12 protein-coding genes and 3 pseudogenes are annotated in these 13,563 nt (G+C 37.1%); 6 read left to right on the forward strand and 9 right to left on the reverse strand.

What is annotated here, in order from left to right; genetic code table 11:
• The first annotated feature begins 28 nt into the window (after positions 1–28).
• The 4 genes from nrdD to nrdG all read left to right on the forward strand — a co-directional run bounded on the left by nrdD (position 29) and on the right by nrdG (position 3,576).
• A complete protein-coding gene (nrdD, locus tag E3C75_RS01615) occupies positions 29–2,233 on the forward strand; it encodes an anaerobic ribonucleoside-triphosphate reductase (RefSeq protein WP_111679752.1) in 2,205 nt (734 codons plus the stop codon).
• 99 nt (positions 2,234–2,332) lie between these two features.
• Complete coding sequence (locus E3C75_RS11960) at positions 2,333–2,464, forward strand: hypothetical protein (protein WP_002885877.1); 132 nt, start codon at positions 2,333–2,335, stop codon at positions 2,462–2,464.
• 1 nt (position 2,465) lies between these two features.
• Positions 2,466–2,966, forward strand: coding sequence for a GNAT family N-acetyltransferase (locus tag E3C75_RS01620; RefSeq protein ID WP_011681736.1), 501 nt, complete (start codon positions 2,466–2,468; stop codon positions 2,964–2,966).
• Positions 2,967–2,970: 4 nt separating this feature from the next.
• Positions 2,971–3,576: an anaerobic ribonucleoside-triphosphate reductase activating protein gene (nrdG, locus tag E3C75_RS01625; protein WP_011681737.1), complete on the forward strand. Its 606-nt coding sequence runs from the start codon at positions 2,971–2,973 to the stop codon at positions 3,574–3,576.
• 21 nt (positions 3,577–3,597) lie between these two features.
• On the opposite strand, the gene yaaA is transcribed toward nrdG, so the two are convergent.
• The 6 genes and pseudogenes from yaaA to E3C75_RS01655 all read right to left on the reverse strand — a co-directional run bounded on the left by yaaA (position 3,598) and on the right by E3C75_RS01655 (position 10,352).
• Positions 3,598–4,338, reverse strand: a complete 741-nt coding sequence (yaaA, locus tag E3C75_RS01630) for a peroxide stress protein YaaA (protein WP_167740669.1) — start codon at positions 4,336–4,338, stop codon at positions 3,598–3,600.
• An 86-nt stretch (positions 4,339–4,424) separates the two neighbouring features.
• On the reverse strand, positions 4,425–5,366 hold the full coding sequence (locus E3C75_RS01635; RefSeq protein WP_011681739.1) for a YitT family protein: 942 nt from the start codon (positions 5,364–5,366) through the stop codon (positions 4,425–4,427).
• Positions 5,359–7,110 (reverse strand): aspartate--tRNA ligase, encoded by a 1,752-nt coding sequence (gene aspS / locus E3C75_RS01640; RefSeq protein ID WP_011681740.1) that lies wholly within the window; start codon positions 7,108–7,110, stop codon positions 5,359–5,361. Before aspS ends, E3C75_RS01635 begins: the two co-directional genes overlap by 8 nt.
• Positions 7,111–7,219: 109 nt before the next feature.
• Positions 7,220–7,642, reverse strand: a complete 423-nt coding sequence (locus E3C75_RS01645; protein ID WP_002946366.1) for a hypothetical protein — start codon at positions 7,640–7,642, stop codon at positions 7,220–7,222.
• Between the two features lie 7 nt (positions 7,643–7,649).
• On the reverse strand, positions 7,650–8,930 hold the full coding sequence (hisS, locus tag E3C75_RS01650) for a histidine--tRNA ligase (protein WP_011681741.1): 1,281 nt from the start codon (positions 8,928–8,930) through the stop codon (positions 7,650–7,652).
• A gap of 309 nt (positions 8,931–9,239) precedes the next feature.
• Positions 9,240–10,352: pseudogene (locus E3C75_RS01655) on the reverse strand (vitamin B12 independent methionine synthase).
• 229 nt (positions 10,353–10,581) lie between these two features.
• Between E3C75_RS01655 and rpmF the strand changes: the two are divergent.
• Both rpmF and rpmG read left to right on the forward strand, forming a co-directional pair.
• Positions 10,582–10,764, forward strand: coding sequence for a 50S ribosomal protein L32 (rpmF, locus tag E3C75_RS01665; RefSeq protein WP_002952208.1), 183 nt, complete (start codon positions 10,582–10,584; stop codon positions 10,762–10,764).
• Positions 10,765–10,779: 15 nt separating this feature from the next.
• Positions 10,780–10,929 carry a 50S ribosomal protein L33 gene (rpmG, locus tag E3C75_RS01670; protein WP_002262412.1) on the forward strand — a complete coding sequence of 50 codons (150 nt, stop codon included), beginning with the start codon at positions 10,780–10,782 and terminating at the stop codon, positions 10,927–10,929.
• 186 nt (positions 10,930–11,115) lie between these two features.
• Here the strand turns inward: rpmG and E3C75_RS01675 are convergent, their stop codons facing one another.
• The 3 genes and pseudogenes from E3C75_RS01675 to E3C75_RS01685 all read right to left on the reverse strand — a co-directional run.
• Positions 11,116–11,385 (reverse strand): hypothetical protein, encoded by a 270-nt coding sequence (locus E3C75_RS01675; protein WP_065972693.1) that lies wholly within the window; start codon positions 11,383–11,385, stop codon positions 11,116–11,118.
• A gap of 312 nt (positions 11,386–11,697) precedes the next feature.
• A pseudogene (locus tag E3C75_RS01680) lies at positions 11,698–12,580 on the reverse strand (diacylglycerol/lipid kinase family protein).
• Positions 12,581–12,841: 261 nt separating this feature from the next.
• Positions 12,842–13,527 (reverse strand): annotated as a pseudogene (locus E3C75_RS01685) (DUF389 domain-containing protein); the annotation flags it as partial.
• Positions 13,528–13,563: the final 36 nt, after the last annotated feature.

The following is a 13,563-nucleotide window of genomic DNA, read 5'->3' on the forward strand; positions in this document are numbered from 1 at the left end:
CTATAATTAGCAGCGAGGTTATTTTTAGATGATTACATTAGAAAAAGAAAAGGTTACAGTCAACCCCGATATCAAAGTTATCAAACGCGATGGGCGTATGGTTACTTTTGATTCAAGTAAAATATATGAAGCTATTCTCAAAGCAAGCGAAACTATTACACCTATCACACCATTAATTGAGACTAAATTGGAGGGAATTGCCAACCGTGTTGTGGCCGAAATCAATGATCGCTTCTCTCACAATATCAAAATATACGAAATTCAAAGTATCGTAGAGCATGAGTTACTCGAAGCTAACGAATACGCTATCGCTCAAGAATACATTAACTACCGTACCAAACGTGATTTTGAGCGTTCTCAGGCTACTGATATCAATTTCACCATTAACAAACTGGTTAATAAAGATCAGGCTGTTGTTCATGAGAATGCCAATAAGGATAGTGATTTATACAATATACAACGTGATTTAACCGCAGGTATTGTTGGAAAATCCGTTGGACTTAAGATGCTTCCTCCACATGTAGCAAATGCTCATCAAAAGGGAGATATCCATTTCCACGATTTAGACTATAGCCCTTACACGCCTATGACAAACTGTTGTTTGATTGACTTCAAAGGCATGTTGGCAAATGGTTTTAAAATCGGTAACGCTGAAGTAGAAAGTCCCAAATCCATTCAAACTGCAACAGCACAAATTTCACAAATCATCGCAAATGTTGCCTCTAGTCAGTATGGTGGCTGTACAGCAGATCGCATCGATGAATTCTTGGCGCCTTATGCAGAACTCAACTACAAGAAACATTTAGCAGATGCTAAAGAATGGGTGACTGAGGAAAAACAGGAAGACTATGCTCGTGCTAAAACGCGTAAAGATATCTATGATGCTATGCAATCTCTTGAATATGAGATAAATACGCTTTTCACCTCAAATGGTCAAACACCATTTACCTCTCTCGGTTTTGGTTTGGGAACAAACTGGTTTGAACGTGAAATCCAAAAAGCTATCCTCCAAGTTCGTATTTTAGGCCTTGGATTAGAGCACCGCACAGCCATTTTCCCAAAACTCATCTTCACCCTAAAACGCGGACTTAACTTGGAACCTAACTCACCTAACTACGACATTAAACAGCTAGCACTTGAATGTGCAACTAAGCGTATGTATCCAGATGTCCTATCATATGACAAAATCATTGAATTGACAGGCTCCTTCAAAGCCCCTATGGGATGTCGTTCCTTCCTTCAGGGTTGGAAAGATGAAAATGGCGTTGAAGTTAATTCTGGACGAATGAATCTTGGCGTAGTCACCCTTAATCTCCCTAGAATTGCGCTAGAGTCTAAAGGAGACCAAGATAAATTTTGGGAAATTTTTGAAGAAAGAATGGGAATTGCCAAAGATGCTCTCGTTTACCGAGTTGAGCGGGTAAAAGAAGCTACACCTGCCAATGCACCTATTCTTTATCAGTATGGCGCTTTTGGTCAGCGTCTGCGTAAATGCGACAGCGTCGACCAACTCTTCAAACATCGTCGTGCAACCGTATCACTTGGTTACATTGGACTTTATGAAGTAGCATCTGTTTTTTATGGTAGCGATTGGGAAACTAATCTAGAAGCCAAGACATTTACTTTAAATATCGTTAAAGCGATGAAAAATGCTTGTGAAAGTTGGTCTGACGAATATGACTATCATTTCTCTGTTTATTCAACACCATCAGAAAGTTTAACAGATCGCTTCTGTCGATTGGATACTGAAAAATTCGGTGTCGTAACTGATATCACAGATAAAGAATATTACACCAACTCCTTCCACTACGATGTCCGTAAAAATCCAACACCATTTGAAAAGTTGGAATTTGAGAAAGATTACCCAGAGGTTGGTGCAACTGGTGGATTCATCCATTATTGTGAATATCCAGTCCTCCAACAAAATCCTAAGGCACTTGAAGCTGTTTGGGATTTTGCCTATGACCGTGTCGGCTATCTTGGCACTAATACTCCAATTGATAAATGCTACAAGTGTGACTTTGAAGGGGATTTCACTCCAACAGAACGTGGGTTCATGTGCCCTAATTGTGGTAACACAGATCCTAAAACAGTTGATGTCGTCAAACGTACTTGCGGTTATTTAGGGAATCCACAGGCCCGCCCTATGGTTAAAGGACGCCACAAAGAAATCTCAGCCCGAGTCAAACATATGAATGGTTCAACCATCAAATATGGTGGCAAACATCTCTAATAAGACCTATAATGCATTATAATAAACTAGAAGCAGCTGGATAATACCCTCCAACTCCCTCCAACTGCTTTGCTTATTTAGTTTTTAGAACGGAATACAATGGGTAAATATCAATTAGATTATAAAGGTATGCAACAGGTGGAACGTTACCACGAAAAAAATGCAACCGTCAAAAATGACAAAAAAGCACGTGTCCAAGCCCTTTTAAAAAAAGCTGGAAAGAAGAAATAAGATGATTTTACGCCGACCAAGTCAAGCAGATAAAGAAGCTATCTTAGACATGATGGGTGAATTTGAAAGGGAGAAATCTGTCCATGATGGTGGATTTTGGAACACGGACAATTTTATTTATGAAGAATGGCTAGAAGAAAATCTTCAGTCAGAAGCAGGACTTAATATCCCTGAAAACTGGGTTCCTGCTATACAGCTGGTCAGTTTCAACGAATCAGGTCATGCTCTTGGTTTTCTACATCTTCGTCTTCGTTTAAATGGGCGCTTACTAGAAAAAGGTGGTCATATTGGCTACTCCATCCGTCCATCTGAACGTGGCAAGGGGTATGCAAAAGAATCTCTCCGTCAAGGCCTGCAAGTAGCCAAGGAGAAGAATATTCAGCGTGCTCTGGTCACTTGTAGCACAGAAAATCCAGCCAGCCGAGCTGTTATATTAGCCAACGGTGGTCAACTAGAGGACATTTGTAACGAAACTGAGCGCTATTGGATAGATTTGGAGTAAAATCATGACATGGAATACACCAAAACCACAAGAATGGAAGTCCGAAGAGCTTAGCCAAGGACGCATTATTGACTATAAGGCCTTTAATTTTGTTGATGGTGAAGGGGTCCGTAACTCACTTTATGTCTCTGGTTGCATGTTTCACTGTGAGGGATGCTATAACGCTGCTACCTGGTCCTTCAAGGCAGGGATTCCCTATACCAAAGAACTAGAGGAACAAATCATACAAGATTTAGCACAACCCTATGTGCAAGGTCTCACACTACTGGGTGGAGAACCTTTTCTAAATACTGGTATTCTAACTCCCTTAGTCAAGCGTATCCGTAAGGAACTACCCGAAAAAGACATTTGGTCTTGGACTGGTTATACTTGGGAAGAGCTAATGCTTGAAACTCCTGATAAGATAGAACTTCTTCATCTCGTTGACATTCTCGTAGATGGACGTTTTGATATTACTAAAAAGAACCTTATGCTCCAGTTTCGAGGATCATCTAATCAACGTATTATTGATGTCAAAAAATCTCTTGATCAAGGAAAGGTTGTTATCTGGGACAAGTTGAATGACGGTCAAAAAAACTATGAGCAAGTCGATCGTAAAGACATGATATAAGAAAAAGTCTGAGTTTGTAACTCAGGCTTTTTTAACTTTTCTTACAAAAAACAATTCACTATCAGAAGATAAATCCTTACGATAGTAAAAGTCATCAAAGGATAAGTCTCGTAAGGCATCTATGGTTTGACAACTTTCCTCCATTACAGCTGTCAAAAAAGCTCCTCTAGCCTTTTTAGAAATCGTTGAATGTGTCTTAAGAATACCATTACGGTCTTCCATAAAACTAACTGTGAATAACTGCTTACGAAGACTTGGACTAAAGACATCTTCAAATTCACTTGAAAGCAAGGAAACAACTGGAACTTGACTATCTTCTAGGAATTGGTCATATTCAGCACGCCAATAATTTTTTAAGGACTGACCATTAACCTTAATCTTTGTATGAAAGTCATGACGATGTTCTTGAATCGGATAGAAAGCGGGAATAATCCCATAAAAAGAAGATGTGATAAATACTTGGTGACTGAGGAAATCTTTTTCACATGTGGATAAGTCCTTGCGTTTAATGTAACGATACATCAGTCCGTTAAAAAGCTCGACAGCTGGGTAATTCTTCGCTTCACCTGCTAAAATTGCATCCCAACGCTGCTTTTCTTTCTCAGCCTGCTCAGGCTTTATTTTATAAGCTATGGACAAATCGTCTGTGGATAACTTAGCCATTTCTGTTAGAATAGCTTCACTCTTTTCAGATAGTTTTTGGGAGGGGACTTCCTTACTGGGCTTCATTTCTTTTGCAGTTGGAATTAAAAATTTAATCATATTGTTATTGTAAAGCCATGCTGGCATTTCGTCAAGAATTCTCTCTAGTAAAAAAGGAAGCAAACAGTCGTCAACTCCCTTCTTTATTAATCATCTAAATCAACAAAACGACCTAGAATATGTACATTTTCTGCGATTGAAACAAAAGCTTTAGGGTCTGCTTTTCTCATATAATACTTGAAGTCCGTATACTCTTCACGGGTAATAATAGCTAGCAATACTGCTTTCTTTTCGTGATTATAAGTTCCTTCCGCATCGTTAATCATCGTTACACCACGGTGAAGTTTCTTATGGATCATCCTTATAACTGGATCAGGATTACTTGTGACAATCATGGCTTGCATTTTCTTCTGTTTAGTGAAAATTGCATCCGTTACTCGACTAGAAATAAAAATTGTAACCATAGAATAGAGAGCGTATTTCCAGCCAAAAAGAATACCTGCAAAAATCATGATAATCCCGTTGACAATCAAGGAGATATTCCCAACATCACGACCCGTTTTCTTACGAATAGTGAGACTGACGATATCTGTTCCTCCGCTAGAAATACGTGATTTTAAACCGAAACCAATCCCTGCTCCCATGACCAGACCACCAAAAATAGCATTTATCAATGGGTCCTCCGTTAAGGTCACATGAGGCATCACCTGAATAAAAAGGGAACTCATTGTTACCGTAATGAAGGTGAAGATGGTAAATTTGTGGCCAATCTTATACCAAGCTAAAATCAAGAGTGGAATATTAATCGCATAGAAAGTCAATGATACTGGAATCTCAAAGCCTAGAGTCCTGAGACTCAATGCTGATAATATCTGCGCCAACCCTGTAGATCCACTGGAGTAGACATGCCCAGGTTGAAAGAAGAAATTCACAGCAATTGATGACAAGAGCCCATAGAGTACTGACGCTGAAAATTTTTCAGTATATTTTTCACGAGAGATACTACGTGCCGCTTGTAAAACGCCCATTTTCTTTGCAGATTTTTTCTCTATATACTTAACATATTTATGAAGAGGTGCTTTATTCATTTTCTAATTCTACATGAAGGGCAAGTTCTTCCAACTGTTTATCAGCCACAAGACTTGGAGCCTGAGTCATAGGATCGGATGCCTTATTATTTTTAGGGAAGGCAATCACTTCACGAATATTATCTTTACCTGCAAGAAGCATAACAAAACGGTCAAGCCCGAGAGCCAAGCCACCATGTGGTGGGAATCCATAGTCCATAGCTTCGAGAAGGAAACCAAATTGCTCATAGGCAGATTCTTCAGAGAAACCAAGGGCTTTCAACATACGTTCTTGTAAGTCTTTCTGATTGATACGTAGACTACCACCACCAAGCTCATAACCATTCAAGACAATATCATAGGCTACAGCACGTACCTTAGAAAGATCTCCTTCAAGTTCTGCTGCAGAATCTTCTGTTGGTAAAGTGAATGGGTGGTGGGCGGACATATAACGGCCCTCTTCTTCAGACCACTCAAACATTGGCCAATCGACAACCCAAAGAAAGTTAAATTTAGTGTTGTCAATCATGTCAAGTTCTTTAGCAATTTGATTACGCAAAGCACCAAGTGTGTTATTAGCGATTTCAAGTGTGTCTGCTACAAAAAGAACCAAATCATTTTCTTCAATCTGTAAAGCATCTGTCAACTTTTCTTCAATACTTGTCAAGAATTTAGCAACTGGACCTGCTAGAACTCCATCAGTCATCTTAACCCAAGCAAGACCTTTAGCACCAAATTGTTTGGCAAAGTCTGTCAACTTGTCAATGCTTTTACGTGAATACTTATCTGCATTTCCTTTAACAACAATCGCCTTAACAGCTGGTGCCTCAGCAAATACTTTGAAGTCTACATCCTTGACAAGTTCTGTCAAGTCTTGTAAAAGCATGTCAAAGCGTGTATCTGGCTTGTCAGATCCATAGTTATTCATAGCATCATCATAAGACATGCGTGGGAATGGTAGTGTCACCTCAACCCCTTTAGTTTCTTTCATAACCTTAGCAATCAATCCTTCTGTAATATCTTGGATTTCTTGCTCATTAAGGAAAGAAGTCTCCAAGTCAACTTGTGTAAACTCAGGTTGACGATCACCACGCAAATCTTCGTCACGGAAACACTTTACAATTTGATAATAACGGTCAAAACCAGCATTCATCAATAATTGTTTAGTAATCTGAGGACTTTGTGGAAGAGCGTAAAAGTGGCCTTGGCTAACACGGCTTGGAACCAAGTAATCACGTGCACCTTCTGGTGTAGATTTTGTCAACATTGGTGTTTCAACATCGATAAATTCCAAGTCATCAAGATAATTACGAATGGTATGAGTTACCTTGGCACGAAGCTTAAAGTTTTCCAACATCTCTGGACGACGAAGATCCAAGTAACGGTAACGCATACGTGTATCATCACTAGCCTCAACACCATCTTTGATTTCAAACGGTGTTGTTTTGGCAGTATTAAGGACTTTAAGATCTTCAACTTTAAGCTCGACAGCACCTGTAGGCAAGTTATCATTAGCTTGTTCACGCGCTTCAACTGTTCCTGTTACTTCAATAACAAATTCGCTACGCAAGCTCTCAGCTGTTTCAACAACAGCTGCATCAGTATTTTCAGGGTTAACAACCAACTGCATCAAACCTTCACGGTCACGAAGATCGATAAAAATTAAACCTCCGAGGTTACGACGACGAGATACCCAACCTTTCAAAGTAATAGTAGTTCCGATATGTTCACTACGAACACGACCGGCATACATAGAACGTTCCATAAATACACTTCTTTCGTTAATTTTTTAGTCTTAACTATTATAGCAAAAAGCCCATCAAAACCCCACCCATTTCAGGATCGAATTTTAATAGACTTTCTTTTTTATAAAACTATTTACCAAATTGTTTAAACAATTCACTAGTATCCACATAATCTTCAGCAAATTCTTCAAAATCTTCAAAACGGTAGTCAGCTGTTTCTAAATCAAGCAAACTATTCCAACGGAAACCATAAACATCTTCAATGATAACACTAAGTTCATCAGTTTCCTCATCTACTTGCCAGCCCAAATAGCGTTCCTGGGTTTCAAAATTCAAAACTACATCTTGACAATCTTGGCGCCAAACTTGACCAAGCAATTGTTGACACATAGCATGATCACTCGCAGGTTCATCATTAAACCACGTAATCTCATGTTTATCGAGAAATGCAATCAACTGCCAAAACTGTTGTTGGAAACGAATGGGCATACTACGATCAAAAGCCAAACTGAATTTTTCACTCCGTTTGAGCATATCAACTATACTAACCATATACCCCCTACTTTTCTAACTGTTTGAGGACTGTTGCGAAGTTTGTAGTTAGCTCTTCAAAACTTACAGTAACTTCCTCACGAGTAGCATTATTTTTGACCTTAACCACACCTGACTCCACTTCACTCTCACCTAATGTGATAACAGTCTTGGCTTTGAAGGTATCTGCTGACTTAAACTGTGCCTTAATCTTACGTCCAAGGTAATCACGTTCAGCTTTAAATCCTTGGTAGCGGATGGATTGAACTAACTCAAGAGCTTTGCCATTAGCGCCCGAACCAAGTACTGCAATGTAGACATCAAGACTTTCTTCTACCGGAAGTTTAATGCCTTGCTTATCAAGAACCAAAAGCAAGCGTTCTAAACCAAGTCCAAAACCAAATCCAGCTGTTTCTGGACCACCGAAATATTCAACCAAACTATCATAACGACCGCCCGCACAGATTGTTAACTCAGACTTGTCAATAGTGGTAATAAATTCAAAAATCGTGTGGTTATAGTAATCCAGACCACGTACCATATTGGTATCAATCACATATGGAATGTTAAGACTATCGAGCATGGCACGCACTTCATCAAAGTGAGTTTGACTTTCTTCATCTAAATAATCAAGGATAGATGGAGCATTTTCAACTGCAACCTTATCTTCTTTTTCTTTTGAATCAAGTACTCGCAAAGGATTTTCTTCCAAACGGCGTTGGCTATCTTTTGACAAACTCTCGCGCATTGGTGTCAAATAGTCAATCAAGGCCTGACGATAAGCCAGACGACTGTCAGTATTTCCAAGACTATTCAAATGAAGAGTAACATCCTTAATGCCAAGCGTATTAAAGAGTTGGTAGGCCATGGCAATTGTTTCAACATCTGTTGCTGGATTTTTTGAGCCAAAGCACTCTACACCTAGTTGGTGGAACTCGCGCAAGCGTCCTGCTTGAGGACGTTCATAACGGAACATTGATCCAATATAATAAACTTTAACAGGTTTTTGGACCTCTGGCGCAAAGAGTTTGTTTTCTACATAAGAGCGTACAACCGGTGCTGTTCCTTCTGGGCGGAGTGTAATATGACGGTCTCCCTTATCATGAAAATCATACATTTCCTTAGTAACGATATCAGTTGTATCACCTACTGAACGTGAAATGACCTCGTAATGTTCAAACATAGGCGTACGAATTTCACCATAATTGTATTTTTTAAATGTTTCACGTGCAACATTCTCCACGTACTGCCATTTGGCACTATCCCCAGGTAAAATATCCTGCGTTCCCTTAGGTTTTTGAAGTTTCATAATGATGATACAGGTCTCAAATAGACCTGCCCTCCTTTTCCGTTATTACAGATATAATCACTCTATTCTATCATAATTTACATAGCTTTTGGGAAATGGTGCAGGTTTTTTCAACGTAAGAAAGAAATAGACCTCTGGGTATATATAATGGTCAAGCTTACTCATCAACAAACAAGTAGTGAAATTATTAGGAGCTCTCCTTTTCCCAAAAAACTGTAGAATTCTTTGTTTTGTCTCTTTATCTTCCACGAAACTTTTTCTTGCTATTAAAAATAGGACAGGCTTACCCCATCCTATACACTCTTCCTATTATGACCAAACCTTATCAGTAATAGTTTTAATCAATTGCAATTTATTCCACTCGTCTTGCTCAATCAAGATATTACCTTCTTCAATTGAGGCAAAACCACATTGAGTTGAGATTCCAAGATTCTTAAGTGGTACAAGTTCAGCCGCTTCATGGATACGAGCAATGACAGCATCTACATCTTCCAAAACTGGATCCTTAGAAGTAATCACACCAAGTACCAATTCAACATGATCACGGTTATTCCAAATCATTGGAAGTGGTGCGAAGCTACCCGAACGCGCATCATCATATTCCAAGAAGAAGATATCATAGTTCAATTGACCAAGATATTTAGCTACTGAATCATAGCCACCTTCAAAAAGATAAGTTTATTTAAAGTTCACACGACAAATATGAGTAGCCAAAGTCAAATCTTCTGGAAGACCTTCCAAAGCTTTATTAATAGTGTATACATCATCCTCAGCGATTTTTGCCAACTCAGCTGTTTTCTCAGGATTATTTTTTTCATTCTCAAACTGTTGAATCAAATACCCCCAAGTTGTATCATCCAATTGCACATAACGTGCACCCAAATCGTAGAAATGTTGGATGGTATCATGGTAAGCTTTAGCCAAAGCATCAAGGAAATCAGTCCATGAATCATAGTAATCTGCATAAAGATCACTACGGTGGTCACGTTTAATGATGAGTGATGGACTTGGAATAGTTACTTTTGGAGTGATTCCTTCAGGAGTCACTGATTTAAGATATTCAAAGTCGCGATAGAAAGGATGGTTGGGATTTTCGGCAATTTTACCGTTGATACGGACGTTGGTTGTAAGTGTCTTAGCACCATGGAATTTATATGAATCTTCTTGTTGGTAAGCTTCAAAATCAGTTAGGTTCTATAGGAAATCAAGGTGCCACCAAGAACGACCAAATTCACCATCAGAAACGACTTGAAGACCATTTTCTACCTCATGGTGAACCAATTCCTTAACCAATTCATCTTGTACTTTCAGTAATTCTTCTTGCGAAATCTCACCATTGGCAAATTTTTCATGTGCTTCTTTTAGAGCTTGTGGACGAAGGTAAGAACCAACATGATCAAAATGATAATGTACTTTACTCATAGTTATTTATTCCTTTTTATTATTTCACTTAATGTTATAATAAGCCTATTCTAGCACTTTCCGTTATAGCTGTGAAATATGTATTTACTATCATTATATATAACTTTTAACTATATATATTGATAAAAAGTTTTTGTCAAGTAACTTTACTTTACAATAAAGATATGTTATTCTGTTATAGTTGATTTAAAATCAAGAACATAACTATTAATTCGGAGGAAATAAAGAAATGGCAGTACCTGCACGTCACACTTCAAAAGCGAAGAAAAACAAACGTCGTACACACTACAAATTGACTGCTCCATCAGTACAATTTGACGAAACAACTGGAGATTACTCACGTTCACACCGTGTATCACTTAAAGGATACTACAAAGGACGTAAAATCGCTAAAGCTGCATCAGCTGAATAATAGAAGGGAGATACCATGCGCGTAAATATTACACTTGAACACAAAGAATCTGGTGAACGCTTGTACCTTACTTCAAAAAACAAACGTAACACTCCAGACCGTCTTCAATTAAAAAAATACTCACCAAAATTGCGTAAACATGTAATCTTTACTGAGGTGAAATAAAGATTCAATACGAATCAATAGAAAAGAAAAACGCTGATTTCAAGCGTTTTTTTCTTTTTGTCAAACTCTATATATTGAACTGTATTTCAATTCAATCTCTACCTTTTTCTCTACCTTTTTCTTAATTGATTTCTGTTCATAATAAGCCAAGTCAACTTAACCTTGTTTAAATGATAGCAATACATCTTATCTAATACTTTTCCTGTAATTACTATACTCGGTTAATGTCATAATTGACAAATTTCCAGTTTTATCTTCAACGATATACAAATCATTTAGACCTTCATTGCTATTGTTATCGAGAATACATTTTGCTTCGATAATTTTTTCTATGGACTCCTGTAGTCCATAGTCAGGAATATCGCATGGCACTTCTAGATATATTGTTCCTTTATCGGTATTAGATTTAATGGTCAGTTTAGCAGGTTTTTCATTTTGTTTAGCATCAAGTATCACTACGTTCTTTTTTTTATTTTAGAAATAATCTTAATAATAATATCTTTCAAAATATCTACACATAGAGCTATTTCAAGTTCATTTAAAAAGTCATTATTAACCAATATCTCAATAAAAGAATAGAACGAAGCTTGAATCTAATCATCCCTAAGGAAAGCAACTTCAATATCATTACTTTTTAATCGTTCTTGAATTTCTAACTGTTCGTCAACTGTAAAAAGATCTGGAGCTTTAATTAGTATTCCCTTTGTCATAAATACCCTTCCTTGGATTAATTAATAGAACTAATGTCTAATTATCAATATTAACACTCTATTCTTTCATGCCTGAGAACACTTCGATATGATTTCCTAGTATTTTTATATCTACTGGCAGTTTATCTGACTTATCTCCATTAACATCTGATTCTAACTCAACTTCTGAAGAAATCTTAATATTCCATACTTTGATATATTCGATATTATTATTTTCTACTATATCCCCTTTTAACAAATCTGGAATAATAGATGATTTAGAAATGATGGAGGCATCTTTTAAAATTAAAATATTTCCATACCCATCTCTATTTTCGTCGAATAGTTTTTTGTTTGAATAGTAATTTGATAAGAGAACTAATACCTGACTAGCTCCTCCTTCATAATTGCCATTTTCGGTTTCAATATGAATATTAAATACACTGTCTGTCATAACGGACTTCATCGTTTTGATTGCATATGGAAAGATACCATACTTTGTTTTATCTTCAATATCAACATTATGAATAGCTTCTGGTAAAGATCCAACACTAAAGATATAGCCAAAATAATTGTGATTAACCTTTCCAACATCAATAGTACTCGTAAACTTGAAATCAAGTTCCTTAATGGCTTGAGCAATATCTTGGTTGATTTCTAAAAGCTTTGTAATTAGATTTCCAGTTCCACCAGGAATAATCCCTAGTTTTGGAATGTGATTCTTTTCAGAAATCCCTGAAATAACCTCGTTTACAGTACCGTCTCCACCAAAAACAATCACTGCATCATATTTTTCTTCAGAGGCATTTTGGGCAAAATGAGTCCGCATCTTTGGCTTTTTGATTAATCTTAGTCTCAACATAGTCAAAGTACTCTTTTGCCTTACTCTCCAAGCTCTCTTTATAATCTAATGCTATTTCTCCTCCAGAAGTTGGATTAATAATTATTATTACTTTTTTCATCGATATTTTCTCCTAAGGACAACTAGTCACTTTACTTTTTCAGCGCTTGCTTGTGATTATCGAATTAGTATTTCACATTACTTGTTTTTAATTGGGGATTCCTTTTCCTTATCTATTTGTTGAAGATCATCATAGTTTTTTATATTGAATGATGTAGTCGAACAATTTTTTGTCGTGTTTCGTCTGGATAGTGTTTCATGTTATGTCTCCTATTCTAATGAATATTTTAACTTATTAGGTAGGAGTGTTACAAATTTACTATACCAGAACAGAGACTAGAATTAAAATTTTTCGAATTTTAGAGGCTTCTCGATTATGTTTAACATATGGATTCTTCACCATTATCACATTAGTGCCAATATATGAGCAATCATAATAAAACTGCAGTTAATGGAGAACAAGTATGACGCCCCTACCATATACTCTAGATTTCCTGTGGCAATAGAATAACCTACAGTACAAACGGGTGGCATAAGAGCTGTTGCAATAGCAACACCAGGAACAATGTTATTAGCTTCTTTCTTTCGTGCTCCAATTATTCCTGCTAAACCACCGACAAATGCTATTACAACGTCCCAAATTGTTGGTGAGGTTCTAGTAATAATTTCCGTACTTGCATAAGAAATTGGTGAAAGTAAAAAATAAAGTGTAGAGGCTAAAAGGCTTACTGCAACTTGAATAAAAAGAATTTTAAAAGACTTTTTGAGAAGTTTTGTATCTAAAATTTCTAACGCAAAGCCGACTCCAAGGATAGGTGTCATTAATGGAGAAATTAACATTGCCCCTATGATTGCTGGAATAGAATTCATCTTCAAACCAATAGATGCAATCAACATCGCACATAATAAAGTGGTTAAGTCACTTTTTGATAAATCTAAATCCTCATAGATTCTATCCCTAAATTCAATTAGAGAATAAAGTTTACCATCCTTCAAAACTTTTTCCATAACAATACTCCCTCTTTGTTAGTATGGTCAACTTTT

Source organism: Streptococcus thermophilus, from assembly GCF_010120595.1.
Lineage (GTDB): Bacteria > Bacillota > Bacilli > Lactobacillales > Streptococcaceae > Streptococcus > Streptococcus thermophilus.